The sequence below is a fragment of the Salinispora oceanensis genome, assembly GCF_000383575.1.
GTDB classification, from domain to species: domain Bacteria; phylum Actinomycetota; class Actinomycetes; order Mycobacteriales; family Micromonosporaceae; genus Micromonospora; species Micromonospora oceanensis.
This window is the reverse complement of the sequence record NZ_KB911579.1, coordinates 674157-699655: the sequence shown is the minus strand read 5'-3', so window position 1 is coordinate 699655 and position 25499 is coordinate 674157. Positions and strand designations below refer to the sequence as shown.

The window sequence follows — 25499 nt, the reverse complement described above, 5'->3', positions numbered from 1 at the left end:
GCCGGCCGGAGCCCGGTCAGTCGGGATCCGGCCAGTCGGGCTTCACTTGATGAGGTTGACCGACATCGGGTAGCGGTACTGCCGGCCCTCATTCGCCCGCAGGGCGGCGATGATGCCGAACACGATCTGGATCGCCACTGCGACGAAGTTCGGCAGGAACAGCAGGCACACGCCCACGAAGAGTAGAACGAAGGCGATCAAGGACCAGGTGATCTGGAAGTTGAGCGCCGCTTGGGCGTGCGCGCGGACGGTCGGTGACTGGTTGCCGCGGGCCAGGTAGGCGACCAGTGGGGCGATGAACCCGAACAGACCAAAGCTGATCAGTGCGCCGACCGCGCCGCCGAGGTGCGCGCCGAGGACCCACATCCGGTCCCCGCTGTTTCCGTAACCGCTGGGCGGGCCGTACCCGCCGCCGGGTGGGCCGTATCCACCGCCGGGTGGGTAGCCGCCGCTGGGTGGGCCGTATCCACCGCTGGGTGGGCCGTATCCACCGCTGGGTGGGTAGCCGCCGCCGGGTGGGTAGCCGCCGGGCGGCGGCATGGCGCCGGGGGGTGGGTAGCTGCCCGGTGGCGGAAAGCTACCCGGGTCGGGTGTTCCGGGCATCGGGGTGGTGGGGTCGTCGGGGCCCGGACCGGCTGGCCCAGGCTCTCCGCCGGTGGGAGGGCGAGGTGGTTCCGTCATGAGGTCACCGTAGGCGCAGCGGACCACGAGCCCCAGTGCGCCGCCCCCGGCTGTCCAGATGATCACGTTAGGCCGGGGTCGTCGGATCGGGCAGCAGGCCCAGCGTCATCATTCGCTGACGGCGCTCGATATTTGTTGATCATCGCGTTGCCGGGCGTGCCGACGTAGACTGGCACTCGCTAGAGTCGAGTGCCAGGAAGCGCCTCGACGGCCGACGCGCTGTGGGAGGAGGGGGGAAGGATGGGTCTCGACGACCGCAAACTAGCGGTGCTGCGCGCGATCGTCGAGGACTACGTCGCCACGCAGGAGCCCGTCGGCAGCAAGATGCTGGTCGAGCGCCACCAACTCGGGGTCTCTCCAGCGACCGTCCGCAACGACATGGCGGTCCTGGAGGAGGAGGGCTACATTCAGCAGCCGCACACCAGCGCGGGCCGGGTGCCCACCGACCGTGGCTATCGGCTCTTCGTGGACCGGCTCTCCCGGGTGAAGCCGCTCACCCCGGCCGAGCGCCGGGCGATCGAGCGCTTCCTGGTCGGCGCGGTCGACCTCGACGACGTGGTGCACCGCACGGTCCGGCTGCTGGCCCAGCTGACCCGGCAGGTCGCCGTCGTGCAGTACCCGTCGCTGGCCCGGTCCTCGGTTCGGCACCTGGAGCTGGTGCCGATCTCCACCACCCGGCTGATGCTTGTCATGATCGCCGACACGGGTCGGGTCGAGCAGCGGCTCGTCGAGCTACCCGGGCCGATCCCCCCAGACGACGTGATCGATCTGCGTCAGCTGGTCAACGAGAGGCTGGTCGGTACCCGGCTCGCCGACACGCCGCCGCTGGTGCAGGCGTTGGTTGACGAGGTGAGCGGGGAGCTGCGACCGGCCATGGTCACTCTCTCCACCGTCCTGCTGGAGACGTTGGTCGAGCGGCACGAGGAGCGTATCGCCCTCGCCGGCACCGCCAATCTCACCCGCGGTGGCCTGCTCGACTTCCAGGGGTCGTTGCGCCCCATCCTGGAGGCACTGGAGGAGGAGGTGGTCCTCCTCAAACTCATCGGGGAGGTCGAGCCGAGCGCGATGCGCGTCCGGATCGGCGACGAGAACGAAATCGACAATCTCCGCGCTACCTCCGTGGTGAGCACCGGTTACGGACCGGGGGTGACCATCCTGGGTGGTCTCGGAGTGGTCGGGCCGACTCGGATGGACTATCCCAGCACCATCGCCACGGTTCGGGCCGTGGCACGCTACGTGGGCGACCTGCTGGCCCAGAACTAGGCATTACCGTCCGGCCGGATCGGGCCGGCGGTCGGCGCAAGCGAGACGAACATGAGGACACCGAACGCAGTGGCCAAGGACTACTACGGCATCCTCGGCGTGAGCCGGGAAGCCTCCGACGACGAGATCAAGCGCGCCTACCGCAAGCTCGCGCGCAAGTACCACCCGGACGTGAATCCGGACGTGGAGGCGCAAGAGAAGTTCAAGGACATCAACGCCGCGTACGAGGTCCTCTCCGACGACCGGAAGCGGCAGATCGTTGACCTCGGTGGCGACCCGCTCGCCCCCGGCGGTGGGGGTGGCGGCCCGGGTGGACCCGGCGAAGCCGGTCCATTCGTCGGCTTCCAGGACATCATGGACGCCTTCTTCGGGGGGGCCGCCAGCGGCGGTGGGCGAGGGCCGCGCCCCCGCACCCGGCCGGGCTCCGACGCGATCCTGCGCCTCGAACTGGACCTGCCCGAGACCGCGTTCGGCGTGGAGGCACCGATCACGGTCGACACCGCCGTGCTCTGTACCACCTGCTCCGGTGCGGGCACCGCAGCCGGCACCCATCCGGAGAGCTGCGAGGCGTGCGGCGGGCGGGGCGAGGTGCAGTCGGTGCAGCGCACCTTCCTTGGGCAGGTGGTTACGGCTCGCCCGTGTGCCGCCTGCCAGGGCTACGGCACCACGATTCCGAACCCCTGCCCCACCTGTGCCGGGGACGGCCGGGTGCGGACCCGGCGTTCGCTGACCGTCAAGATCCCCGCCGGGGTCGAGGACGGGATGCGGATTCGGCTGGCCCAGCAGGGCGAGGTGGGCCCTGGCGGTGGCACCGCAGGTGATCTCTACGTGGAGATCCACGAACGCCCGCACGATGTCTTCTCCCGCAAGGGCGATGATCTGCACTGCCGGGTGGCTGTCCCGATGACGACGGCGGCGCTCGGCACCCGCCTGACCATCAAGACGCTGGACAGCGAGGAGCCGGTGGACGTCAAGCCCGGTACCCAGCCCGGCAGCATGCTGCGGCTCCGCGCCCGCGGTGTGCCGCACCTGCGTGGGACCGGCCGGGGTGATCTGTTCGTCCACCTGGACGTGCGGACGCCGACCAAGCTGGACGCCGATCAGGAACAGATGCTGCGCGAGTTCGCCCAGACCCGGGGCGAGGAGGTCGCCGAGCTGACCAAGCAGGGCGGCTTCTTCTCTCGGATGCGTGACGCCTTCAACGGCCACGCCTGACTCGACCCGTCCCGGTGTCCCAGGCCTGCGGGCCGGGACGCCGGGACGGCCGCTAGCCTGGCACCGTGTCCGCGCCGCTGTTCCTGGTCGAGTCGTTGCCCACCGCCGAGACGGCGACCCTGGACGGGCCGGAGGGGCATCACGCCGCGACTGTGCAGCGGTTGCGAGCCGGCGAGGAGTTGCTGCTCGCTGACGGCCGTGGTGGCACGGCCGCCGCCGTGGTCACGGCGGTGGGAAAGGGCGTGCTCGACCTTCAGATCACCTCCCGGGACCATCTGGCCGCCCCCGCCCACCAGCTCGTCGTCGTTCAGGGGCTGGCCAAGGGGGAGCGGGGCGAGCTGGCCGTGCAGGCGATGACCGAGGTCGGGGTGGATGCGATCGTGCCCTGGACGGCCGCGCGCTCGGTCACCCAGTGGCGGGGCGACCGGGGGGCACGTGCCCGGGGGAAGTGGGTCGCCACCGCGCGGGAGGCCGCGAAGCAGGCCCGGCGGGCCTGGCTGCCGGTGGTGACCGGCGCACCGGCCGAAGCCACCTCCGAGGTGGCCCGCCGGATCGCCGGCGCTGCGGCGGCGTTCGTCCTGCACGAGCAGGCGGAGGAGCGTCTGGTCACCGCGGAGCTGCCAGACCGCGGCGAGATCATGCTGGTGGTCGGCCCCGAGGGCGGCGTTGCCCCGGCCGAGCTGGCCGCCTTCACCGAAGCCGGAGCCCGGACGGTACGGCTGGGCCCGTCGGTGCTGCGTACCTCCACCGCCGGAGTGGCGGCGCTCGCAGTGCTCGCTGCCCGTCTTGGCCGTTGGTAGCGCAGGTTCTCCCGCTCTGGGCGGCGGCGACCGGAGCCTTTCCCTACACTGCTCCGGTGAGCACAACTGACTGTCTGTTCTGCCGGATCGTCGCCGGTGAGATTCCCGCCACTGTTGTCCGGGAAACTCCGACAACCCTCGCGTTCCGTGACATCGGTCCGAAGGCTCCAGTGCACGTGCTGGTGATCCCGAAGGAGCACTATGCCGACGTGGCCACCCTGGCGGAGGGGGACCCGGGGCTCGCCGCTGAGGTGCTCGCCACCGCCGCCGCGGTGGCCGAGGAGGAGGGGCTGCTCGGTGACGGCTTCCGGCTGCTCTTCAACACCGGGGCGTACGGCGGCCAGGAGGTCTTCCACGTCCACGCGCACCTGCTCGGTGGTGCGCCGCTCGGGCCGATGCTGACCGGTAACGCCGGCTGACGGCCGTGCGGACCGGCCGACCGGTGGCCGGCAGGGGAATTGGGCGAGGTGCCGCGGCGGTTGACCCGATACGATGGGGGCAACGCCCAGCACGCCGCGGCGATCGGCCCGGCGCCGAGATCGAGAGCAGGTGGCTCAGGGCCACTCGGCCCAACCTATGACCAGTACCCCGCCTCCCGGCCCGCCCCAGGTACAAACCAGGATCACCGTCCCGGAACCGAAGATCATGGTCAATCTCCTCGGTGCGGGGGACGAGATCCTGCGACTGGTCGAGCGCTCCGTGAGTAGCGACGTGCATGTCCGGGGTAACGAGATCACGATCACCGGCGCGCCCGCGGACAACGCTCTCGCCGAGCGGCTCTTCGGCGAATTGATCGAACTCATCGAGAAAGGTGAGACGCTGACCACCGACGCCGTTCGGCGCACCGTCGGCATGCTCGAGCAGGGCAGCGCCGAGCGGCCCGCCGAGGTTCTGACGCTCGACATCCTCTCCCGGCGTGGTCGCACCATTCGTCCCAAGACCCTCGGGCAGAAGCGCTACGTGGACGCCATTGACGGGCACACCATCGTCTTCGGCATCGGTCCCGCCGGTACCGGCAAGACCTACCTGGCGATGGCGAAGGCGGTCCAGGCGCTGCAAGCCAAGCAGGTCAACCGGATCATTCTCACCCGGCCGGCGGTCGAGGCGGGTGAGCGGCTGGGCTTCCTGCCGGGCACCCTGAACGAGAAGATCGACCCGTATCTGCGGCCGCTTTACGACGCGTTGCACGACATGCTTGACCCGGAGTCGATCCCGAAGCTGATGGCGGCGGGCACGATCGAGGTGGCGCCGTTGGCGTACATGCGGGGTCGTACGCTCAATGACGCGTTCATCATCCTGGACGAGGCGCAGAACACCACGCCTGAGCAGATGAAGATGTTCCTCACCCGGCTCGGCTTCGGTTCCAAGATCGTTGTTACCGGTGACATCACTCAGGTGGACCTTCCCGGCGGGACGACCAGTGGCCTGCGGGTCGTCCGGGAGATCCTCACCGACGTGGCGGATGTGCACTTCGCCCAGCTCTCCAGCTCGGATGTGGTCCGACACCGGCTGGTCGGAGAGATCGTTGACGCGTACGCCCGCTGGGACGTGGAGCGGGAAAATCAGCAGGCGAAGAGCGTGCAAGCGGTGCCCGGGCGGCCCACCCAGGGTGGCCGCGCCGGTCGGCGTCGCTAACGAAGCGAAGGAAGAAAGTGTCCATCGAGATTGCCAATGAGTCCGGGGTTGACGTCGACACCGACGCGATACTCGCCGTCGCCCGGCACGCCCTCGACGAAATGGGGGTCAACCAGCTCGCCGAGCTGTCCGTGCTGCTTGTCGATATCGACTACATGGCTGAGTTGAACCACCGCTGGATGGGCGGGGACGGCCCGACCGATGTCCTCGCCTTCCCGATGGACGAGGGCAGCGTTGACCACGGGCCGGGGGAGAGCGCCACCGTCGGTGCCGAGCCGGCGTTGCTCGGTGACATCGTGCTCTGCCCCGAGGTGGCCGCGAAGCAGGCGACCACCGCGGGTCACTCCACCGCCGATGAGCTGCACCTACTCACCGTGCACGGGGTGTTGCACCTGCTCGGCTACGACCACGCCGAGCCGGAGGAGGAGCGGGAGATGTTCGCCCTCCAAGCCCGGCTGCTGGTGAGCTGGCGGTCGACCCGGTCACGATGATGGCCTCTCTTGCCGCAGCGACGGCCGGTACGTCCGGCCTCCCCGACGTGCAGTTGGTTCTCCTCGCGGCCGGGCTGGTGGTCCTCGCCGGCCTGATCGCGATGACCGAGGCGGCGCTCGCCGCTGTCTCGCCGGCCCGGGCGGCCGAGTTGGTCCGCGACGGAGCCCGGGGCGCCCGAGCGTTACAGTCCGTCGCCGGGGACGTGGTCCGGCACCTCAACCTGCTGCTGCTGTTGCGGTTGCTCGCCGAGTTGAGCGCGACCACCCTGGTAGCCCTGGTTGCGGTTGACTCGCTCGGCGCCGGTTGGCTGGCCGCGGTGGTGACGGCCGGGGCGATGACCGTGGTCAGCTTCGTGGTGGTCGGCGTCGGGCCGCGCACCATCGGCCGGCAGCATGCCTACGCGGTGGGTCGCGGGGTGGCGCCGCTGGTGCGTTGGCTGGGTCGGGCACTCAACCCCCTCGCCTCATTGTTGATCCTGATCGGTAACGCGGTCACCCCGGGGCGCGGTTTCCGGGAGGGTCCCTTCGCCACCCAGGTGGAGCTGCGCGAGCTGGTCGATCTGGCCGAGCAGCGCGGCGTGGTGGAGCATGGCGAGCGGCAGATGATCCACTCGGTTTTCGCGCTCGGTGACACCATCGTCCGCGAGGTGATGGTGCCGCGCACCGAGATGGTCTGGATCGAGCGGCACAAGATGCTCTCCCAGGCCTTGGCGCTCTTTCTGCGGTCCGGTTTCTCCCGCATTCCGGTCATCGGCGAGAGCGTTGACGATGTGCTCGGCGTGCTCTACCTGAAGGATCTGATCCGGCGTACGCAGGGCGGTGCCCCGGAGGACCGGCGTCTCCCGGTGGCCGAGCTGATGCGTCCGGCCACCTTCGTGCCGGAGTCCAAGCCGGTTGATGATCTCCTCTCGGAGATGCAGGCTGCCCGGAACCACCTGGTGATCGTCGTTGACGAGTACGGCGGGACCGGCGGGCTGGTCACCATCGAGGACATCCTGGAGGAGATCGTCGGCGAGATCACCGACGAGTACGATGTTGAGCGTCCGCCGGTCGAGCACCTCGACGACGACGCGGTGCGGGTCACCGCGCGGCTACCCGTGGAGGACCTCGGCGAGTTGTTCGACACCGAGCTGCCCAGCGATGAGGTGGAGACGGTGGGTGGCCTGCTCGCGCAGTCCCTGGGCCGGGTCCCGATCCCCGGCGCCCAGGTTGAGGTGGCCGGTCTGCGGCTGCTCGCTGAGGGCACCACCGGGCGGCGCAATCGGATCGACACGGTCCTGGTGCGCCGGGTGGAGCCGGCCGACCAACAGCACGATCCGGGACGTGGTGAGTCCGCCGACGCCCCGGGCGACACCGACCAAGCCGAGGAGAGGCAACCCGCCGATGCCTGAGTCACCCGCCGTACCGACTACCGGGGCCACCCCGGTGGAGCTGACCGCCGAGGACGCCAAACTGGTCGTCCTGGCCCGGGGGGCGCGCGGCCGGATCGGTGCCGTCGAAGGTGCCGCGGTCCGGGACCAGGACGGTCGGACATACGCCGCGGCGAGCGTCTCGCTGCCTTCGCTGGCGTTGACCGCGCTTCAGCTCGCGGTGGGCTCGGCGGCGGCGGCTGGCTGTACCCGGCTGGAGGCCGCGGCGGTGGTGACCGAGGCGTCAACGCTGGACGGTGCTGGCCACGCGGCGGTCCGTGACCTCGCCGCCGACGCGCCGATCCACGTGGCGGCTCCGGACGGCACGCTCCTCGGGACGGTGGCCGAGTGACTTCCGTGAACCCTCGGCAGCCGTACCGGGCGGGCTTTGGCTGCTTCGTGGGACGGCCAAACGCCGGTAAGTCGACGTTGACCAACGCGATCGTCGGGCAGAAGATCGCCATCACCTCGAGTAAGCCGCAGACAACCCGGCACGTTATTCGGGCGGTGCTGCACCGGCCCGACTCGCAGCTCGTGCTGGTTGACACGCCGGGCCTGCACCGGCCCCGGACGCTGCTCGGCGAGCGCCTCAACGATCTGGTGCGGCAGACGTGGAGCGAGGTTGACGTGATCGGCCTCTGCATCCCGGCGGACGAGCCGATCGGCCGGGGCGACCGCTTCATCTCCGGCGAGTTGGCCGAGCTGAAGGCGACCGTGCTCGCGGTGGTGACGAAGACCGACCTGGTCGACCGGGAGCAGCTGGCCAAGCAGCTGGTCGCGGTGAGTGAACTGGCGGACTTCGCGGAGGTCGTGCCGGTCAGTGCGGTCTCCGGGCATCAGGTCGACACGCTGGTGGACGTGATGACCCGCTACCTGCCGGAGTCACCACAGCTCTACCCGGACGACATGCTCACCGAGGAACCGGAGCAGGTGTTGGTCGCCGAGCTGATCCGGGAGGCGGCGCTGGAGGGGGTGCGTGACGAGTTGCCCCACTCCATCGCGGTGGTGGTGGAGGAGATGATCCCCGCGGAACGGGTCATCAAGATCTACGCCGATGTGTACGTCGAGCGGCCGAGCCAGAAGGCGATCGTGATCGGGCACCGGGCCAGCCGGCTTCGGGATGTCGGCATCCGGGCGCGGCGGCAGATCGAGGAGCTGCTCGGCACCCGGGTCTACCTCGACCTGCACGTACGGGTGGCGAAGGACTGGCAGCGGGACCCGAAACAGCTCCGTAAGCTCGGCTTCTAGCCGGGGCGCCCGGCTTGTGGCCGAGTGTTCCGAGTGGCTTGTCAGCCTTCGGTGGTACCGATGAGGAATTTCACTTTTCCGCCGGCGGGTCTCGCGCATTCCAGGTCACGGGCGGAGGGTAGGGGATTGTGTTTCCCTCCCCTCGTCCGAAACCAGTAGCGAGCTGATGCGAAATCGTTACCTAGATCTGCTGCGTGCCCTCGCCGTTGTCCGGGTCGTGGTCTACCACGTAACCGGGTGGGCCACCATGACGCTGGTCTTTCCCGCGATGTCGGTGATGTTCGCGCTGGCTGGATCGCTGATGGCGGCGTCCCTGTATCGGTTCGGGACGGCGGCGGTCGGTCGTCGGTTGCGGCGGCTGCTGCCGTCGTTCTGGGTGCTCGGCGCGATCTTGGTGCCCGCGATGCTGCTCAGCGGCCTGGCGTTCACCCCAAAGCTCCTGCTCTGGCTCTTCCCGGTAGCCGACCCACCGCGGAACGACTGGGGAATACCGGTGCTGGGCCCGATCTGGTACCTGCGCAACTACCTCTGGTTTGTCCTCGTCTCGCCGCTGGCGTTGTGGTTGTTCCGTCGGTTCCCGCTGCCCACCCTGATCGCCCCGTACGCGCTGACGGTGGCGATCGAACTGGGGGTGTACCCGAATCCGCCGATGGTGGTGCAGCAGTTCGGCCTGTACTTCGGGGCGTGGATGTTGGGCTTCGCCCACCAGGCGGGGATGCTGCGCCGACTCGCCAACCGCGTCCTGTGGCCGACCGCGATCGCTCTGGTCGCCCTCGGCGGCTGGTGGAACCTGACCCAGCCCGGTACCAAGGGGCTCGACCTCAACGGAAATCCGCTCGCCAACGCCCTCTGGTCGGCCGGTGTCATCCTGGTCGTGCTCGGGCGGGAGCCGGCGAGAACAGCGTGGATCGACCGCAACGCGTTCTTCAGTCGGCTGGTCACCCTGGTCAACCGGCGCGCACTCACCGTGTACCTGTGGCACATGGCCTTCGTGGCAGCGCTCACCCCGCTGGTGGACGTGGTTGGTTGGTCGCACCAGAATCTGCTCGGCCTGGCCATCCGGGTCGTGCTGGTATTCGCCCTGCTCGGGGTCGTCATCCTGCTTGTCGGCTGGGTTGAGGACGTCGCGGCCCGGCGCCGGCCCGAGTTGATCCCCGGTTTCGGACGGCGAACGACAACTACGCCCGAGGGGGCGGCAGCTAGGTCTGAGGGGGCGGCAGCCACGCCCGGGGGGGCGGCGAAGCAGGCCGCGGTCGATTCGGCGGACCAGGCCGGGACGGCGCGGAAGCAGCCGGTGGTGCCGGCGCCCCGGTCGGCGGAGAGCGAGCGCGTACAGACTGGGAGCGTCGAGAGCAACGCACGATGACCATCCGGCGCCGCGTCCACCCCGAGCCCGCCCGGAGCTGTCACCCTGAGGGAGAATGATCCGATGGCCGGGTACCGCCGACAGCTCTACCGTGACGACGCGGTGGTGCTGCGCGTGCAGAAGCTCGGCGAGTCGGATCGCATCATCACCCTGCTCAGCCGTCGGCACGGGCGGCTGCGCGCGGTGGCCCGCGGAGTGCGCCGGATCACCAGCAAGTTCGGCGCCCGGCTGGAGCCCTTCGGCCATATCGACCTGCAACTCGCCGGCGACCCGAAGGGCCAGCAGGGCAGCTCGCTGCACACGGTCAGCCAGGTCGAGGGCATTGACCTGTACGGCAAGCGCCTCCTCGGCGACTACCCCCGCTACACAGCGGCGAGTGCGGTCTGCGAGACCGCGGAGCGGCTCACCCCGGTCGAGCGGGAACCGTCGCTGCGGTTGTTCCAACTAACCCTGGGGGCGCTGCGTGCGCTGGCCGACGGGGAGCACGCGGCGACCCTGGTGCTGGACGCGTACCTGCTGCGTGGCATGGCCCTGGCTGGGTGGGCGCCGGCGCTGGCCGGCTGCGCGGTCTGCGGCACGCCGGGGCGGCACCGGGCCTTCTCCGTCCCGGCCGGCGGTGCCGTCTGCCTCGACTGTCGGCCGCCCGGCGCGGCCCACCCCGCACCGGCCACCATTGACCTGATGACCGCGCTCACCAGCGGTGACTGGCGGGTTGCCGACGCCGCCGAGAACGGTGTTCGTCGAGAGTGCAGCGGGCTGGTCGCGGCGCACCTGCAGTGGCATCTGGAGCGCGCGTTACGCTCGCTGCCGCTGGTGGACCGGGGCGGTCCGGCCGCCGGCGCGGTCGGGACGCCGGCCGGCGGAGTCGGGCCGGCCGTGGCCGGCGTGGACAGGGAGTAGACCGAGTGATCCGATCGATCAGGCGCCCCGGCCGTACGCCGGTGCCGCCCACCCCCCACCCGTCCGGTGCCCGGCCACCGGCGCTGCCCGCCGAGGCGTTGCCGCGGCACGTCGCGGTGGTGATGGACGGCAACGGCCGGTGGGCCAAGGAACGCGGGCTTCCGCGTACAAAAGGGCATGAGGCGGGAGAGTTCTCCCTCTTCGACGCCGTTCAGGGCGCGATCGAGCTGGGCATTCCGTACCTGTCGGCGTACGCGTTCTCGACGGAGAACTGGCGGCGTTCGCCGGACGAGGTGCGCTTCCTGATGGGCTTCAACCGGGATGTGCTCCGCCGCCGCCGTGACCAGCTTGTCGACCTGGGCGTACGGGTTGTCTGGTCCGGCCGGTCCGGGCGGCTGTGGAAGAGCGTCATCTCGGAGTTGCAGGCGGCCGAGGAGATGTCCCGCGGCAACTCCACGCTCACCCTGCAGTTCTGCGTCAACTATGGCGGGCAGGCCGAGATCGCCGACGCCGCCGCCGCGATCGCCCGGGAGGTGGCCGCCGGCCGGCTCGACCCAGCCAAGGTCACCGAGAAGACCCTGGCCCGCCATCTCTACCACCCGGAGGTCCCCGACGTGGATCTCTTCCTGCGCCCCTCCGGAGAGCAACGCACCTCGAACTTCATGCTCTGGCAGAGCGCCTACGCCGAACTGGTCTTCCTGGACACACTCTGGCCGGACTTCGACCGCCGGCACCTCTGGTACGCCTGTGAGCTCTACGCCCAGCGGGACCGCCGGTTTGGCGGAGCGCTACCGAACCCGGTGGCGCCGACCACCTGACCCCGAGCGCCCGGGGTCAGGCTTCGACCTCACCGCGGTCGCCAGCCCAGAGGGTGTGGAAGGAACCGTCGCGGTCAACCCGGCGGTAGGTGTGGGCGCCGAAGTTGTCCCGCAGGCCCTGGATCAGGGCCGCCGGTAGCCGGTCCGCGCGTAGCGCGTCGAAGTAGGACAGGGACGAGGCGAACGCGGGGGTGGGCACACCGGCGTGGGCAGCCTCGGCGACCACGCGCCGCCAGCCCGACAACCCGGCGCGTACGGCGTCGGCGAACCACGGCGCCACCAGCAGCGTGGGCAGGTCGGGCTGGTCGTCGTAGGCCTGCCGGATCCGGTCGAGGAAGCGGGCCCGGATGATGCATCCGCCGCGCCAGATCGTGGCGGTGCCGCCCAGGTCGATGTCCCAGTCGTACTCCTGGCTGCCGGCCCGAATCTGGTCGAAGCCCTGCGCATACGCGATGATCTTGGTGGCCAGCAGCGCGCGCCGGACGTCCTCGACAAAGGCGTCCCGATCCGGAACCTCCCAGGTCGGGCCCGGGTCGCCGAAGGCATGGCGGACGGCCGCGCGCTGGTCGGCGTGCCCGGAGAGGGAACGCGCGAACGTCGCCTCGGCGATGCCGGTGATCGGGATGCCGAGGTCCAGGGCGTTCTGCACGGTCCAGCGTCCGGTGCCCTTCTGCTCCGCCTGGTCGAGCACGATGTCCACGAAGGCCCGCCCGGTGCTGGCGTCGGTGTGCCCGAGCACGTCAGCGGTGATCTCGATGAGGTACGACTCCAGCTCGCTGGAGTTCCACTGTCGGAAGATCTCCGCCAACTCGGCCGGGGTCGCGTTCAGTCCAACCCGCAGCAGGTCGTACGCCTCGGCGATGAGCTGCATGTCGGCGTACTCGATGCCGTTGTGGACCATCTTGACGAAGTGGCCGGCACCGTCCGGCCCGATGTGCCGGCAGCAGGGCTCACCGTCCACCTGCGCCGCGATCCGTTCGAAGATCGGCCCCAGCTTCTGGTAGGACTCGGCGGAGCCGCCCGGCATGATGCTCGGCCCCCACAACGCGCCCTCCTCGCCGCCGGAGACACCGGTGCCGACGAAGTGCAGTCCCTGCTTGCGCAGCGCCTCCTCGCGCCGTCGGGTGTCGGCGAAGTGGGCGTTGCCACAGTCGACGATGATGTCACCGGCATCGAGCAGCGGTACCAACTCGTCAATGACGGCGTCGGTCGGGGCGCCGGCCTTGACCATCGTGATGACCGCCCGGGGGCGCTCCAACGCGGCGACGAAGTCGGCCAGCGAGTCGGTGGGGACGAACCGCCCCTCCTCGCCGTGCTCGGCGACCAGCCGGCGGGTCCGTTCTGGAGAGCGGTTGTGCACCGCCACGACGAAGCCGTTGCGGGCCAGGTTCCGGGCGAGATTGCGGCCCATCACCGCCAGCCCGGTAACGCCGATCTGTGCCTGCCCGCTCATCCCCGCCACCTCCACCTCGAAGTTCGCCTGTGACCGTATCGCGCTCCACGTTCCGCTGGTCCGCGGCCACTCCACCGGGGTGTTGTTCTGGTCCGGCAGTCAGCCGATCAGGGGGCGGAACGTGCCGACGGCGACGCTGACCGCGAGCGCGGCACCGGCCAGTACCGCCGCACCGGCGATCAGGAGACCGTCGGCGTGGCCGAAGTGTTGGCGGCGGGCCATCGATCGGGGGGTCGTGGCGTCGAAGCCTCTGGCGTCCATCGCCACCGCGAGTCGGGTCCCGCGGCGGATTGCGCCGACCAGCAGGGTGAACGCGGTCGACCCGAAGAGCCGGAGCCGGGCCAGCGGGTCACGGCCGGCGTCGATGCCCCGGGCCCGCCGCGCCATGCTGATCATCTGCCACTCCTGGGCGAGTAGCGGCACCAACCGGAACGCCGCCAGCGCCCCGTAGGCGAAGCGGGCGGACAGTCTGGCGTTCTGCACCAGCGCGTCGGCCAGGTCGGTCGGGTCGGTGGTCGCCACCACGATCAATCCCGGCAGGGCTACCGCGAACATGCGCAACACCAGACCGAGCGCGGTGATCAGCACGCCGGAGGTGACCAGGAACGGGCCGGCCTCGATCAGGATCCGCCCGGAGCGGTCGGCGGCGAAGAGCACCAGCGTGACGAGGACGCCGACCGCGCCGACCAGCAGCGGCATGGCCCGGCGGGCGAGCACCCGGAGCCGTATGCCGAACAGCGGCAGCAGGGCCAGCTCGAAGGCGATGGCGATGGCCGGCGCCACCGGGTCGAGGGTGGCGATCAGGATGACCGAGCAGAGCAGCGCTGCCGCCAGCTTGGCCACCGGGTTGCGCCGGGCCAGTGGGGCGTCTGGTCGGGTCACCGGTTCGAGGTCGATCACGGGACGCTCCGCGGCTGGTCGAGCCGTACCCGGCGGTCGGCGAGCGCGGCGATGAACTCCGGGTCGTGGGTCACCGTGACCAGCCCGTGCCCGTTGTCGCGTAGCTCGGCGAAGAGCTCCACCAGCTCCTGCCAGGTCCGCCGGTCCTGGCCGAAGGTGGGCTCGTCGCAGACGAGCAGGCGGGGCGCGGTGGCCAGGGCCGTCGCGACGCTTAGCCGCCGCGCCTCGCCACCGGAGAGGGTGTACGGGTTGGCCTCGGCGAGCGCCGTCAGGCGGAGCCGGTCGAGCAGCGTGTCCACGGTGGCGCGGACCTGCGCCTCGGTTCGGCCGGTGCGGCGTGGTCCCAGTGCCAACTCGTCGGCGACGGCGGCGGTGACGAACTGGTGTTCCGGGTCCTGGAAGACCGTACCGATCCGGCCCACCAGCGCCGGCGCCCGCCACCGGTGCGGTGGGACGCGGGCGTCCCCGCCGGCCAGCTCCGCCGTCGCGGTGACCCGGCCCGCCGCCGGTGCGAGCAGCCCACCCAGCAGGAGCGCCAGGGTGGACTTCCCGGCCCCGTTGGGTCCGTGGACGGCGAGCGCCTCGCCGGCCCGTACGGTGAGGGAGACGCTGGCCAGCCGGGGCGGCAGAGCGAGCTCGTCGGCGGTGAGCAACGTCTCCCCGGCGGTGGTGGCGGCCGGCCGCGCCGGTACCGGATGGCCCGGCACCCAGACCCCCTCGGCGGCGAGCGCCTCGCCGTGCGCGGCGAAGACCGCCTGCGGGGTGCCGTCGGCCTGGACACCGCCGCCGGGTGCCAGCACGACCACCCGGTCGACCAGCGGCAGCGCCTCGGCGAGCCGGTGCTCGACGAGGAGCAGGGTGGTGTCGGCATCGAGCGCCGCGGCGACCGCGTCGCGGATCAGCGCCGCACCGGCCGGGTCCAGGTTGGCGGTCGGCTCGTCGAGCAGCAGCAGGCGCGGGCGGAGCGCGAGCACCCCGGCGAAGGCGAGGCGCTGCTGTTCGCCGCCGGAGAGGGCGGCGGTCGGCCGGTCCCGGCCGTAGCGGAAACCAACCCGACGCAGGGCCTCGTCCACTCGGGGCCAGATCTGCTCGGCCGGTAGCCCGCGGTTCTCGGGGCCGAAGGCGACATCGTCGCCGCAGCGCGCCATTACCAGCTGCGTCTCCGGGTCCTGGAAGAGCAGGCCGACCTCTTCTCGAGCCCTGCGCGGGTCCCGGCCGTCAACCTCGACCGTGCCCTCCTGCTCGCCGGAGTCCTCCGGTAGCAGCCCGGCCAGCGCGGCGAGCAGGGTGCTCTTACCCGCCCCGGAGGCCCCTAACAGGAGGACCCGTTCGCCGTGCTCGATCCGCAGGTCGAGCCCGCGTACGGCCCACCGTTTCCGCCCCGCGTGCCGCCACCCGAAGTCCCGCAACCGGACCGCGCTCACCGACGCCGCCCCAAAGCTGGATGCTGACCCGCGATCCGCGGTCCCAACCTCCCGATCGACACGGCGTTCAGATGGTGGTGCGTTCGCGGCCGGCGGGGAACAGGGCCAGCACGCCCGTCCGGGCCAGGGCCCGGGTCAGGCTCTCGGCGCCGAACCCGGCGATGGCGGTGGCGCTGGCGATCGTCAGCAGCGCGTACGGGATCCGGTAACTGCCCAGCGCGTACTCGCCGTTCCAGACGAAGAAGTCGAAGAGGGCCGCGCTGAGGCCGGTCAGTGCACCCGCCAGCAGTGCCGTGGGTAGCCGGAAGGAGCGGTAGCGGAAGGCGGCGAAAGCCAACTCGGCGCCGATCCCCTGGGCCAGCCCCTGGAGGAGGGTGATGCTGCCCCACTCGGAGCCGAGCAGGGTGGAGACAGTCGCGGCCACCATTTCGCAGAAGAGCGCCGCACCGGGGCGGCGGATCACCAGGCCGCCGAGCACCGCCGGGATCAGCCAGACGCCGTACATGATGGCCTGGGCCGGCGGGAAGAAGGCGAACACCGGGCTGGCGACGCTCCAGAGCAGCCCCCAGGCCCAGAAGATGACGCCGAAGGTGACGGCGATGACAGCGGCGACGACGACATCGACGGTGCGCCAGCGGTTGGTCGTTACATTGACTTTTTTCATCGGTCTTTCCTGTCTGCTCCGGGAAACAGGAGAGGCGTGTCTACGTCCGGTGCGGCCGGACGATGGCGCGACTGGAGGCCGACCGAACTCCCTGCGCTGGCATTACCCAGATCAGGTTCGAGGGTCTGTGGGGCGTTGCCCACACTCTCAGCGCTGTGCGCTCCCCTGTCGGAGGTGAAAATGTGTCACCGACGCTAGCACCTCCGAAGATCTTTCAACAAAGTGACATCGGTGCAGGTTGACCGGGGCTCCTTCGGTTGAGTCCGGGTAGGCTGCGCTTATGGGTGTCGATGTCCGTGGTTTTGCCTTCGATGTCCGCGTCGGTGGCCCGGCGGCCGGTCCGCCGGTGCTTCTGCTGCACGGCTTCCCCCAGCACAGTGGGGAGTGGGCCGACGTGGTGCCGCTCCTGCACGCCGCCGGGCTGCGCACGTACGCACTCGACCAGCGCGGCTACTCGCCCGGTGCCCGCCCGGCGCTGGTCTCCGCGTACCGCCTCGGTGAGCTGGTCGGCGATGCGGTGGCGGTGCTGGACCACCTCGGCGTCGCCGCTGCGCACGTGGTCGGGCATGACTGGGGCGCGGTGGTCAGCTGGGCGCTCGCTGCCGGGCATCCGGCCCGGGTTCACTCGCTGACCGCGGTCTCCGTGCCGCATCCGGGGGCCATGGCCCACGCCCTGCGCACCGATCGGTCCCAGCGGGCCCGCTCGGCGTACATGCGGCTGTTCCGGCGGGAAAGGACGGCGGAGGCGGTGTTGCTGTCCCTGCGGGCGACCGGGCTGCGCCGGATGCTGGCCGGAGCCGGCGACGCCGACCGGGTGGCCGCGTACGTCGAACCGATGCGCGCTCCGGGTGCGTTGAGTGCCGCCCTGAACTGGTACCGGGCGATGTCCCGGGGGGACCTGGCGGCCGTCGGACCGGTGTCGGTGCCGACGACGTACGTCTGGAGTGACCGGGACATCGCGATCGGTCGCACCGCCGCCGTGGCCTGCGCCGCCCACGTGACCGGGGACTACCGTTTCGTCGAGCTGACCGGCGTGAGTCACTGGATCCCGGATCGGGCGCCAGCGCCGCTCGCCGACGCGATTCTGGCCCGGGCCCGGGACCCGAGGTGAGCCCTCAGGTGGGGGTGTTGTGCTCGCCGGCGTGGCTGACCGCGTCCGCCACGATGTGTGCGACGTGCTCGTCAACCAGCGTGTAGGCAATCTCCCGTCCGCGCCGGGAACCGCGCACCACCCCGGCCCCGCGGAGCACCCGTAGGTGTTGGGAGACCAGCGGCTGCGCCGCACCGAGCTGGTCAACCAGCTCGTGTACGCACCGTTCGCCCTCGGCGAGTTGGCTGACGATGGCCAGCCGGATCGGGGCGGAGAGGGCGCGCAGCAGCTCACTCGCCCCCGCGAAGGTGTCGTAGCCGGACTCGCTGCTCACAGGGGTAACGGTAACCAACCCCAGGGGCGCGCCGTGGGTCAGGACTGGCTGAGCACCACCTCGTGCGGCTCCACGGCCGGTGTGCCCGGTGCGGCGACCCGCCGTCGTCGTAGCGTCCGCCAGCCCACGCCGCCGAGCGCGATCACCGCGAACGAGGCGATCGCCATCAGCACCACCGACGCGCCGGGGGCGGTGTCGGCGTTGGCCGCCACGTACACACCCGACCCGGCGGCGAAGAGGCCGAGCGCCATGGCGGCCGTCATCGTGCTGCGGAAGCCGCGGGTGACCTGCTGTGCGGCGGCGACCGGCACCACCATCAGTGCGCTGATCAGCAGGACGCCCACCGCGCGCATCGCGATGGTGACGGTGACCGCGGTGGCGACCGCGAGGAGCAGGTTGAGGGCGCGAACGGGCAGCCCGGAGACCCGGGCGTACTCCTCGTCGTGGCCGATCGCGAAGAGCGCCGGGTAGAGCGCCAGCATGGTGACCAGGATCGCCACGCCGAGCACCACGATCGTGGTCAGGTCAGCCGGGCTGATGGTGGACAGGGAGCCGAAGAGGTAGGCGTGGAGGCTCGCGCTGGTGCTGTCGGAGAGCCCGACGAGCATCACACCCCCGGCGATGCCGCCGTAGAAGAGCAGGGCGAGCGCCAGGTCACCGGAGGTGCGGCCGCGGGCTCGGACCAGTTCGATCATGATTGCGCCGAGGCTCGCCGCGATCACCGCGGCCAAGACCGGCGAGCGGTTGAATAGCAGGCCGGCACCGACGCCGGTGAGCGCCACGTGCCCGAGGCCGTCGCCGATCAGTGCCAGCCGTCGCTGAACCAGGTAGATGCCGAGCGCCGGGGCGGCCAGGCCGATGATCAGCGCACCGATCAGGGCACGCTGCATGTACGGGTACTGGAAGAGTTCCATCTCACGCGCTCCAGAGACCGGCGGGTTCGTTGGGACCGTGCGGGTGCACGTGGTCGTGGTCGGGGTCGGCGTGGTGGCCGGCCGGCTCGGGTACCGGGCCGTCGTGAACGATCCCGCCGGCGTGGACGACGACGGCTCGGGAGATCAACGGCCGCAGCGGTCCCAGCTCATGTGCGACCAGCAGGACGGTGCCACCGCCGGCGACGAATTCCTTGAGCGCTCCAGCGAATGCCTCCTGGCTCGCCGCGTCCACGCCGGCGGTTGGCTCATCGAGGATCAGCAGGTCCGGCTCGCCGGCCAGGGCCCGCGCGATGAGAACGCGCTGCTGCTGGCCGCCGGAGAGAGTGGAGACCGGGTCGCTGGTTCGGTCGGCGAGGCCGACTGCCGCCAGCGCGGTGGCCACCGCCATCCGGTCCGCGCGGCCGGGCGGGCGCAGGATGCCCCGACGGGCCAGCCGGCCAGCCGCCACCACCTCGCGGACGGTGGCCGGTACGCCGCCGCTGGCACCGAGGCGTTGCGGGACGTATCCAATGCGGTGCCACTGCCGGAACCGCCGCCCGGGCCGGTCGAAGAGCGCGACCGACCCGGAGCTGAGCGGAACGAGTCCGAGTACGGCCCGGATCAGGGTGGATTTGCCGGAGCCGTTGGCACCGAGCACCGCCACCACCTCACCAGCGGCGACGGTTAGCGAGACGTCCCGCAGCACGGTCCGGCCCTCGTAGCCCATCGCCGCGTGTGTGACAGTGATGACGGGAGTGGTCATGAGCAGCCCAGCGCCGTTTGCAGGTTCGTGAGGTTGGTCCGCATCACCGAGAAGTAGTCTCCGTTGTTGTCGGCGCCGAGCCCCTCGAGTGGGTCGAGCACCGCGGTCTCGGCTCCGACCTGGGCGGCGATGGTCTCGGCGACCTTCGGGCTGACCAGCGTCTCGAAGAAGATCGTGGTGGCTTGGTGCTCCTTGGCCTCCTCGATCACCTTGGCCAGCCGCTGCGGCGACGGCTCGTGCTCCGGGCTCAGCCCGGAGATGCCGATCTGCTCCAGCTGGTAACGCGCGGTCAGGTAGCCGAAGGCGGTGTGGCTGACCACGATCTCCCGGCGCTGGCAGGTCTCCAGACCGGCGGTGAACTCCGTGTCGAGCTGTTCCAGTTCGGTCCGGAGCTCCTTTGCTCGGCTGGCGTACCCGTCGGCGTGATCGGGGTCGGCCTCGGCGAGTCGGTCGGCGAGCTGGTCACCGACGGTGGCGAGCCGGGTGGGATCCAGCCACAGGTGCGGGTCCTTGCTGCCGGCCTCTGCCAGCTCGTGTGCTTCTTCGCCCTCGTGTGCTTCTTCGCCCTCGTGTGCTTCTTCGCCCTCGTGTGCTTCTTCGCCCTCGTGCGCTTCTTCGCCCTCGTGCCCGTGATCGTGATCGTGGCCATCGCCGGTGGCGTCGAGCAGTGGCTCGACCGTGGCGACGTCGAATGCCCGGTCGGCCGAGTTCTGCTGCACCGCATCGTCGACCTGAGGCTGGAAACCCTTGAGGTAGACGATCAGCTCCGCCCCGGCCACGTCCCCAACCTGGCTCGGGCTCAGCTCGACATCGTGGGGCTCAGCACCAGGCTTCACCAGGTTGCTGACAGTTACCGCGTCGCCGCCGATCTGCTGGGCCAGGAACTGAAGTGGGTAGAACGCAGCGACGACTTCAACCCGCTGCGGGTCTGCGTCGACTGGCTCGTCGGAGCAGGCGGCCGTGCCGAGGGCGAGCAGGGCGGCGGAGGCGGCGGCTAAGGCGCGCGGAGCGCGGCGGTAGTTCATACAGGCAACTGTCCGCAACAGTGATAATGATTGTCAAAAACGCATAAGTGCATGTCAGAATAGCTTGACCAGCCCGGCGACGATCAGCAGCGTCAGCACCAGGAGCCGGACCACTCGTAGCCGTGCCGGCTGGCTCGTCCCCGTGGTGACCACCAGCGTGGCCACGACCGCCGCGAGGGTGAGGGTGAGTAGCCCGCCGATCACCCCTGGAGTGAAGAGAGCGACCAGCACCACCACCAGGGTGATCAGGAAGACCGCCGTCGGGTTTGCCCGGGCCAACCGGCTCGCTAACCGGTGCTGCGTACGCTGCATCCCACAGACTCTACGAGGAGGTTGCCGGTGTTGGTCACCAACCGGTTCGTGGTCGAGGTCGATGTCGTTGACGACTTCACCGCGCGGGCGCACGCCGCGCTCGCGGCGCTCGCGGCCCGCCCCGGATACCTGCGTGGGCAACTCGTCCGCGCGTTGGACGACCCGCGCTACTGGTGTCTGCTCACCGAGTGGGAGTCGGTCGGCACCTACCGGCGAGCGCTCGGCGGCTTCGACGTCAAGGTCACCGCGGTTCCGCTGCTCGCCGAGTCGGTCGACGAACCGTCGGCCTACGAGGCTCTCGCCACCGCCGCGCCCGGCGCTGACGTGGTTGTGGCGGCGAGCGATCGGGCAGCCGATCCGTACCGGTGAGCGATACGCACTACATTGATCTCATGACCGCTCCCGGACCGGCCGCTCCCTCGCCGCACCCGTCGGTGCCCGGCCCGCCAGACGGCGCCGCACCCCCTGCCGTGCCCGGCCCGTCGGACAACGCCGCACCCGGCCCGCGCGACGGCGCCGCACCCCCTGCCGTGCCCGGCCCACCTCCCGGGCCGGGAGTGCCGAATCCGCCCGCCGGTCCCGGTGTCGCACCACCGTTCGCGGCGCCGCCGGTCGAGGGCCGTCGCACCCGGCTCTGGCTGGGGCTCGGCGCCGGGGCGCTCGCACTGACGCTCTGCTGCGGCGGCGGGGGTGCGGCGGTGCTCGGGCTGCTGGTGGCCGGCGCGGAGGCGATCGACGAGCAGGGGCGCACCGTCTCCACCAACTACTACCAGGCGCTGGTGGAACGAGAGTACGGTGCCGCGTACGACCAGCTCTGTGCGCGGGTGCGGCAGCAGGAGTCGCGGCGGGGTTTCGAACGGCGGGCCGCCAGTGGGCCGCAGGTGAACTCGTTCCAGGTCGGCGAGCTCAACCAGGCCAGTCTGACCGTGCCGGTCGAGGTCACCTTCAGTGGCGGCGACCGCGAACGCCAACTGGTGAACCTCGAGCAGAACGAGCAGACCGGCGCACTGGAGGTGTGCGGGGTCAGCTGAACCGCTCCCGGTATTCTCCTGGGCTCAGGACATCGCCGGTCGTACCGTTGTCCCGAGCCTCGCTCCATCCCGTACTGTCCCCGCCGACCGCCAGCCGGCGTAGGAGGAAAAATGCCTGCAGACCGTATCGACTCCGTCGTCAGCCTCGCCAAGCGACGGGGTTTCGTCTTCCCGTCCAGCGAGATCTACGGGGGTACCCGTTCGGCGTGGGACTACGGCCCGCTCGGTGTGGAGCTGAAGGAGAACGTCCGCCGGCAGTGGTGGCGGAGCATGGTCCAGCAGCGCGACGACGTGGTGGGCCTCGACTCCGCGGTGATTCTGGCCCGTGATGTCTGGGCCGCCTCCGGCCACCTGGACGCGTTCGTGGACCCGCTGACCGAGTGCCAGTCCTGCCACAAGCGGTTCCGGGCCGACCACCTGGAGGAGGCGTACGAGGCCAAGCATGGTCGTCCGCCGGCCTCGTTGACCGAGCTGAACTGCCCGAACTGCGGAAACCGGGGCACCTTCACCGAACCGCGGATGTTCAACGGTCTGATGAAGACCCACCTGGGCCCGGTGGAGAGCGACGAGGGCCTGCACTACCTGCGACCGGAGACCGCGCAGGGCATCTTCGTCAACTACAAGAACGTCGAGACGGTGGCGCGTAAGAAGCCGCCGTTCGGCATCGCCCAGACCGGCAAGTCGTTCCGCAACGAGATCACCCCGGGGAACTTCATCTTCCGGACCCGCGAGTTCGAGCAGATGGAGATGGAGTTCTTCGTCGAACCGGGCACGGACGAGGGCTGGCACGAGTACTGGCTCACCGAGCGCTGGAACTGGTACCTCGATCTCGGCCTCAGCGAGCACAACCTGCGTCGCTATGAACACCCGCAGGAGAAGCTCTCCCACTACTCGAAGCGCACGGTCGACATCGAGTACCGGTTCCAGTTCGGTGGCACCGAGTTCGCGGAGCTGGAGGGCATCGCCAACCGCACCGACTTCGACCTCGCCACGCACAGCAAGCACTCCGGTGTCGACCTGTCCTACTTCGACCAGGCCAAGGGCGAGCGCTGGGTCCCGTACGTGATCGAGCCGGCGGCCGGTCTCACCCGTGCGGTGCTGGCGTTCCTGCTCGAGGCGTACGACGAGGACGAGGCGCCGAACACCAAGGGTGGCGTGGACAAGCGCACGGTGATGCGCTTCGACCCGCGGCTCGCGCCGGTGAAGGTGGCGGTGCTGCCGCTGTCCCGTAACGAGGCGCTCTCGCCGAAGGCCCGGAAGCTCGCCGCCGACCTGCGCAAGCGCTGGGTGGTGGAGTTCGACGACTCGCAGGCCATCGGTCGCCGTTACCGCCGGCAGGACGAGATCGGCACCCCGTACTGCGTGACGGTCGACTTCGACACCCTCGATGACGACGCGGTGACCGTGCGGAACCGGGACACGATGGCCCAGGAGCGGATCTCCCTGGACCAGGTCGAGCGGTACCTGATCGAGCGCCTCCCCGGCTGCTGAGCTGTAGGGTGGCCCTCCCTCCGCTGGTGGGCCGGCGGAGGGAGGGCCACAGCCTCCTTACACTGGAGTGGTGACCACGACGAAGGCCGTCCCGCCCCGCCCGCTGACCATCGGGCGGCACCAGGTGTGGCCGCCGGTGGTCCTGGCACCGATGGCGGGCATCACCAACGTTGGCTTTCGCCAGCTCTGCCGGGAACAGGGCGGTGGCATCTACGTCTGCGAGATGATCACGACGGTCGCGCTGGTCGAGCGGAACCCCAAGACGCTGCGCATGATCGCCTTTGGCTCCGGGGAGTCACCACGCAGCCTCCAGCTCTACGGCACCGACCCCGACACCACCGCCGCCGCGGTGCGGATCGTCGTCGAGCGGGACCTCGCCGACCATATCGACCTGAACTTCGGTTGCCCGGTCCCGAAGGTGACCCGCAGGGGCGGTGGTGCCGCCCTGCCGTGGCGGCGTCGGCTCTTCGCCCGGTTGGTGCGGGCCGCGGTGGATGCCGCGTCACCCGCCGGGGTACCGGTAACGGTGAAGATGCGCAAGGGCATCGACGACGATCACCTGACGTACGTGGAGGCGGGCCTCGCCGCCCAGGATGCTGGGGTCGCGGCGGTGGCGCTGCACGGGCGTACGGCTGCCCAACGGTATTCGGGGACCGCCGACTGGGACGCCATCGCGACGCTGAAGGCGGCGCTGGACGTACCGGTGCTGGGCAACGGCGACATCTGGGAGGCGGACGACGCGCTGCGGATGGTGGCGCACACCGGAGTCGACGGGGTCGTGGTGGGGCGGGGCTGCCTGGGCCGGCCGTGGCTCTTCGCCGATCTGGAGGCGGCCTTCACCGGTTCGCCGCACCGGCGGTTGCCCACGTTGGGGGAGGTGGCCACGACCATGCGCCGGCACGCGGAGCTGTTGGTCGAGCAGTTCACCGTCGGCGCCCGGGACGCGGCGCGCGGTGAACGGGACGGCTGCACCGACTTCCGGAAGCACGTCGCCTGGTACCTGAAGGGCTTTCCGGTCGGCAGCGAGCTACGTCGGTCGCTCGCGATGATTGACAGCTTGGCGCAGCTCGACGATCTGCTCGGCAAGCTGGACCCGGCGGCGCCGTTCCCGGTGGAGACGCTGGGCCAGCCCCGTGGCCGGACCAACTCCCCGGGCAAGGTCTTCCTGCCGAACGGGTGGCTGGACAGCCGGGACGACGACACGGTGCCGCAGGGCGCGGAGTTGGCTGACTCGGGCGGCTGAACCGGGCCTCGAAAGACGACGACCAGGGCCGGCCCCCGGGTGGGGGCCGGCCCTGGTCGGTGTGGTTGGTGGTCAGCTGGTGGAGTAGCCGCGGGTGGCGATCCAGTCGGCGAGGTCTTCGGTGGTGATCCAGTACTCGGCGGTGTTCGGGTTCGCCGAGTCGGCGATCTTCACCTGGTCGCCGGCGTCGCGGTAGCCGTTGACGGCGATGTAGTGGCCGCCGGCGAAGGAGTGGCTCTCGCCGTTGGTGTCGGTGGCGGTGCCGGCGATGTTGGCTACGACGGCGCGGCCGTCATCGACGGTGCGGATGATGTCCTCGCGCAGGGTGTCGGTCTGCTTGTCGTCGGCCTCGGGGGTGGAGATCTCGACGCTGCGGTACACGTCGCGGCCGGTCTCGGTGTTCAGCACCGGGGTGATGTCGTTGATGGAGTCGGTGCCGGACTCGGTGGTGCCCATCCGCTCGGCCATCGAGTAGACGTCGATGTCCTTGTCCTGCACGGACAGGGCGTTACGGGCGGCGGCGGGGCCGCAGTAGTAGAAGTTCGGCTGGGCCTCGTAGTCGACCGAGAGTACGCGGGTGCCGTCGCGCTCGCTCTGCGCGGTGGGGGCCGCGGTGGGGGCGGCGAAGGCGGCGGTCGCGGGGGCGGCGATGGCGCCACCGGTGGCGATCAGGCCAGCAGCGGTCAGGGCGGTCTTACGAAGGATGTCGGTACGCATGATGATCGAAGCCTTCCGCTCGGGGGTGCCGCGGGCGCAGGGGGCGCGCCAGCGGGTCGCACGAGGTGGTTCGAGAAGAAATCGAAAGAGGGGGTTCGCCCGGCCGGGGGTGCTACTCGGGCGGCCCGGGGGATGTAACCAACGCCGGCCCCACGGCATTCCGGGGCGGGCGACCACCGGTTGCCGGCGGTCCGGCGGGGCGCTCACGGCTACCCCGCATGGTTACGCCAGGTATAACCACCGGCCCCCGGCGCCGATTCCCCGCCGACTGTGACCCACACCACCCGACAAATCACCCAGAGCGGTCGATCG

At 70.5% G+C, this 25499-nt stretch carries 28 protein-coding genes and 1 riboswitch; of the genes, 17 read left to right on the top strand and 11 right to left on the bottom strand.

The features are described from left to right. Positions 1-42: 42 nt before the first annotated feature. Positions 43-681: a DUF4870 domain-containing protein gene (locus SALPAC4_RS28205; protein WP_223874685.1), complete on the bottom strand. Its 639-nt coding sequence runs from the start codon at positions 679-681 to the stop codon at positions 43-45. 240 nt (positions 682-921) lie between these two features. On the opposite strand from SALPAC4_RS28205, the gene hrcA reads away from it, so the two are divergent. From hrcA to SALPAC4_RS0102920, 12 genes are all read left to right on the top strand, one after another. Then, entirely contained in the window at positions 922-1944 is a 1023-nt protein-coding gene (hrcA, locus tag SALPAC4_RS0102975; RefSeq protein ID WP_019869111.1) for a heat-inducible transcriptional repressor HrcA, read from the top strand. A 69-nt stretch (positions 1945-2013) separates the two neighbouring features. Next, the gene (gene dnaJ, locus SALPAC4_RS0102970) at positions 2014-3159 is read left to right on the top strand and encodes a molecular chaperone DnaJ (protein WP_019869110.1); all 1146 of its coding nucleotides are present in this window, start codon (positions 2014-2016) and stop codon (positions 3157-3159) included. Between the two features lie 65 nt (positions 3160-3224). Beyond that, entirely contained in the window at positions 3225-3959 is a 735-nt protein-coding gene (locus SALPAC4_RS0102965) for a 16S rRNA (uracil(1498)-N(3))-methyltransferase (RefSeq protein WP_019869109.1), read from the top strand. Between the two features lie 56 nt (positions 3960-4015). Beyond that, complete coding sequence (locus SALPAC4_RS0102960) at positions 4016-4378, top strand: histidine triad nucleotide-binding protein (RefSeq protein WP_019869108.1); 363 nt, start codon at positions 4016-4018, stop codon at positions 4376-4378. Positions 4379-4535: 157 nt separating this feature from the next. Continuing rightward, positions 4536-5594, top strand: coding sequence for a PhoH family protein (locus SALPAC4_RS0102955; protein ID WP_019869107.1), 1059 nt, complete (start codon positions 4536-4538; stop codon positions 5592-5594). Between the two features lie 17 nt (positions 5595-5611). Continuing rightward, positions 5612-6085: an rRNA maturation RNase YbeY gene (gene ybeY / locus SALPAC4_RS0102950; RefSeq protein ID WP_019869106.1), complete on the top strand. Its 474-nt coding sequence runs from the start codon at positions 5612-5614 to the stop codon at positions 6083-6085. Continuing rightward, positions 6061-7476 (top strand): hemolysin family protein, encoded by a 1416-nt coding sequence (locus tag SALPAC4_RS0102945; protein ID WP_027644852.1) that lies wholly within the window; start codon positions 6061-6063, stop codon positions 7474-7476. Before ybeY ends, SALPAC4_RS0102945 begins: the two co-directional genes overlap by 25 nt. Beyond that, positions 7469-7846, top strand: coding sequence for a cytidine/deoxycytidylate deaminase family protein (locus SALPAC4_RS0102940; RefSeq protein WP_018741536.1), 378 nt, complete (start codon positions 7469-7471; stop codon positions 7844-7846). The genes SALPAC4_RS0102945 and SALPAC4_RS0102940 overlap by 8 nt, the downstream gene beginning before the upstream one ends. After that, entirely contained in the window at positions 7843-8742 is a 900-nt protein-coding gene (era, locus tag SALPAC4_RS0102935; protein WP_019869104.1) for a GTPase Era, read from the top strand. Before SALPAC4_RS0102940 ends, era begins: the two co-directional genes overlap by 4 nt. Before the next feature lie 166 nt (positions 8743-8908). After that, positions 8909-10108 (top strand): acyltransferase family protein, encoded by a 1200-nt coding sequence (locus tag SALPAC4_RS0102930; protein ID WP_019869103.1) that lies wholly within the window; start codon positions 8909-8911, stop codon positions 10106-10108. Between the two features lie 63 nt (positions 10109-10171). After that, positions 10172-11008, top strand: a complete 837-nt coding sequence (gene recO, locus SALPAC4_RS0102925; protein WP_019869102.1) for a DNA repair protein RecO — start codon at positions 10172-10174, stop codon at positions 11006-11008. Between the two features lie 41 nt (positions 11009-11049). Further along, the gene (locus SALPAC4_RS0102920; RefSeq protein ID WP_018733241.1) at positions 11050-11826 is read left to right on the top strand and encodes an isoprenyl transferase; all 777 of its coding nucleotides are present in this window, start codon (positions 11050-11052) and stop codon (positions 11824-11826) included. A 16-nt stretch (positions 11827-11842) separates the two neighbouring features. Here SALPAC4_RS0102920 and gndA read toward each other — a convergent pair whose 3' ends face one another. The 4 genes from gndA to SALPAC4_RS0102900 form a co-directional block, all read right to left on the bottom strand. Continuing rightward, a complete protein-coding gene (gene gndA / locus SALPAC4_RS0102915; protein ID WP_027644850.1) occupies positions 11843-13279 on the bottom strand; it encodes an NADP-dependent phosphogluconate dehydrogenase in 1437 nt (478 codons plus the stop codon). A gap of 99 nt (positions 13280-13378) precedes the next feature. Then, the gene (locus SALPAC4_RS0102910) at positions 13379-14179 is read right to left on the bottom strand and encodes an energy-coupling factor transporter transmembrane component T family protein (protein ID WP_019869100.1); all 801 of its coding nucleotides are present in this window, start codon (positions 14177-14179) and stop codon (positions 13379-13381) included. Continuing rightward, on the bottom strand, positions 14176-15603 hold the full coding sequence (locus tag SALPAC4_RS0102905) for an ABC transporter ATP-binding protein (RefSeq protein WP_027644849.1): 1428 nt from the start codon (positions 15601-15603) through the stop codon (positions 14176-14178). The genes SALPAC4_RS0102910 and SALPAC4_RS0102905 overlap by 4 nt, the downstream gene beginning before the upstream one ends. Before the next feature lie 67 nt (positions 15604-15670). Next, positions 15671-16267: an ECF transporter S component gene (locus SALPAC4_RS0102900; protein ID WP_019869098.1), complete on the bottom strand. Its 597-nt coding sequence runs from the start codon at positions 16265-16267 to the stop codon at positions 15671-15673. Positions 16268-16337: 70 nt separating this feature from the next. Continuing rightward, positions 16338-16444, bottom strand: a riboswitch (TPP riboswitch). A gap of 103 nt (positions 16445-16547) precedes the next feature. On the opposite strand from SALPAC4_RS0102900, the gene SALPAC4_RS0102895 reads away from it, so the two are divergent. Further along, positions 16548-17378 carry an alpha/beta fold hydrolase gene (locus SALPAC4_RS0102895; RefSeq protein WP_019869097.1) on the top strand — a complete coding sequence of 277 codons (831 nt, stop codon included), beginning with the start codon at positions 16548-16550 and terminating at the stop codon, positions 17376-17378. A 4-nt stretch (positions 17379-17382) separates the two neighbouring features. On the opposite strand, the gene SALPAC4_RS0102890 is transcribed toward SALPAC4_RS0102895, so the two are convergent. Genes SALPAC4_RS0102890 through SALPAC4_RS0102870 form a run of 5 tightly spaced genes read right to left on the bottom strand, consistent with a single transcriptional unit; the run spans position 17383 to position 20705 of the window. Further along, the gene (locus SALPAC4_RS0102890) at positions 17383-17691 is read right to left on the bottom strand and encodes an ArsR/SmtB family transcription factor (protein ID WP_019869096.1); all 309 of its coding nucleotides are present in this window, start codon (positions 17689-17691) and stop codon (positions 17383-17385) included. Between the two features lie 38 nt (positions 17692-17729). Continuing rightward, the gene (locus SALPAC4_RS0102885) at positions 17730-18605 is read right to left on the bottom strand and encodes a metal ABC transporter permease (RefSeq protein WP_019869095.1); all 876 of its coding nucleotides are present in this window, start codon (positions 18603-18605) and stop codon (positions 17730-17732) included. Between the two features lies 1 nt (position 18606). Further along, positions 18607-19368, bottom strand: coding sequence for a metal ABC transporter ATP-binding protein (locus SALPAC4_RS0102880; RefSeq protein ID WP_019869094.1), 762 nt, complete (start codon positions 19366-19368; stop codon positions 18607-18609). Then, a complete protein-coding gene (locus tag SALPAC4_RS0102875; protein ID WP_019869093.1) occupies positions 19365-20393 on the bottom strand; it encodes a metal ABC transporter substrate-binding protein in 1029 nt (342 codons plus the stop codon). The genes SALPAC4_RS0102880 and SALPAC4_RS0102875 overlap by 4 nt, the downstream gene beginning before the upstream one ends. A 54-nt stretch (positions 20394-20447) precedes the next feature. Beyond that, positions 20448-20705: a hypothetical protein gene (locus SALPAC4_RS0102870; RefSeq protein ID WP_019869092.1), complete on the bottom strand. Its 258-nt coding sequence runs from the start codon at positions 20703-20705 to the stop codon at positions 20448-20450. A gap of 27 nt (positions 20706-20732) precedes the next feature. Between SALPAC4_RS0102870 and SALPAC4_RS0102865 the strand changes: the two genes are divergently transcribed. From SALPAC4_RS0102865 to dusB, 4 genes are all read left to right on the top strand, one after another. Continuing rightward, positions 20733-21074 (top strand): antibiotic biosynthesis monooxygenase, encoded by a 342-nt coding sequence (locus SALPAC4_RS0102865; protein WP_018733230.1) that lies wholly within the window; start codon positions 20733-20735, stop codon positions 21072-21074. 188 nt (positions 21075-21262) lie between these two features. Next, positions 21263-21736 (top strand): hypothetical protein, encoded by a 474-nt coding sequence (locus SALPAC4_RS0102860; protein ID WP_019869091.1) that lies wholly within the window; start codon positions 21263-21265, stop codon positions 21734-21736. Between the two features lie 111 nt (positions 21737-21847). Continuing rightward, the gene (locus SALPAC4_RS0102855) at positions 21848-23227 is read left to right on the top strand and encodes a glycine--tRNA ligase (protein WP_019869090.1); all 1380 of its coding nucleotides are present in this window, start codon (positions 21848-21850) and stop codon (positions 23225-23227) included. 67 nt (positions 23228-23294) lie between these two features. Further along, on the top strand, positions 23295-24470 hold the full coding sequence (dusB, locus tag SALPAC4_RS0102850; protein WP_019869089.1) for a tRNA dihydrouridine synthase DusB: 1176 nt from the start codon (positions 23295-23297) through the stop codon (positions 24468-24470). A gap of 72 nt (positions 24471-24542) precedes the next feature. Here dusB and SALPAC4_RS0102845 read toward each other — a convergent pair whose 3' ends face one another. Then, positions 24543-25187: a C39 family peptidase gene (locus tag SALPAC4_RS0102845; protein WP_019869088.1), complete on the bottom strand. Its 645-nt coding sequence runs from the start codon at positions 25185-25187 to the stop codon at positions 24543-24545. Positions 25188-25499 lie beyond the last annotated feature (312 nt).

Excerpts from the sequence above, each read along its gene's own strand:
- SALPAC4_RS28205 (WP_223874685.1), bottom strand. The coding sequence starts at position 681 with ATGACGGAACCACCTCGCCCTCCCACCGGCGGAGAGCCTGGGCCAGCC.
- hrcA (WP_019869111.1), top strand. The coding sequence starts at position 922 with ATGGGTCTCGACGACCGCAAACTAGCGGTGCTGCGCGCGATCGTCGAG.
- SALPAC4_RS0102955 (WP_019869107.1), top strand. The coding sequence starts at position 4,536 with ATGACCAGTACCCCGCCTCCCGGCCCGCCCCAGGTACAAACCAGGATC.
- SALPAC4_RS0102940 (WP_018741536.1), top strand. The coding sequence starts at position 7,469 with ATGCCTGAGTCACCCGCCGTACCGACTACCGGGGCCACCCCGGTGGAG.
- SALPAC4_RS0102930 (WP_019869103.1), top strand. The coding sequence starts at position 8,909 with ATGCGAAATCGTTACCTAGATCTGCTGCGTGCCCTCGCCGTTGTCCGG.
- recO (WP_019869102.1), top strand. The coding sequence starts at position 10,172 with ATGGCCGGGTACCGCCGACAGCTCTACCGTGACGACGCGGTGGTGCTG.
- gndA (WP_027644850.1), bottom strand. The coding sequence starts at position 13,279 with ATGAGCGGGCAGGCACAGATCGGCGTTACCGGGCTGGCGGTGATGGGC.
- SALPAC4_RS0102900 (WP_019869098.1), bottom strand. The coding sequence starts at position 16,267 with ATGAAAAAAGTCAATGTAACGACCAACCGCTGGCGCACCGTCGATGTC.
- SALPAC4_RS0102895 (WP_019869097.1), top strand. The coding sequence starts at position 16,548 with ATGGGTGTCGATGTCCGTGGTTTTGCCTTCGATGTCCGCGTCGGTGGC.
- SALPAC4_RS0102885 (WP_019869095.1), bottom strand. The coding sequence starts at position 18,605 with ATGGAACTCTTCCAGTACCCGTACATGCAGCGTGCCCTGATCGGTGCG.
- SALPAC4_RS0102880 (WP_019869094.1), bottom strand. The coding sequence starts at position 19,368 with ATGACCACTCCCGTCATCACTGTCACACACGCGGCGATGGGCTACGAG.
- SALPAC4_RS0102875 (WP_019869093.1), bottom strand. The coding sequence starts at position 20,393 with ATGAACTACCGCCGCGCTCCGCGCGCCTTAGCCGCCGCCTCCGCCGCC.
- SALPAC4_RS0102870 (WP_019869092.1), bottom strand. The coding sequence starts at position 20,705 with ATGCAGCGTACGCAGCACCGGTTAGCGAGCCGGTTGGCCCGGGCAAAC.
- SALPAC4_RS0102855 (WP_019869090.1), top strand. The coding sequence starts at position 21,848 with ATGCCTGCAGACCGTATCGACTCCGTCGTCAGCCTCGCCAAGCGACGG.
- SALPAC4_RS0102845 (WP_019869088.1), bottom strand. The coding sequence starts at position 25,187 with ATGCGTACCGACATCCTTCGTAAGACCGCCCTGACCGCTGCTGGCCTG.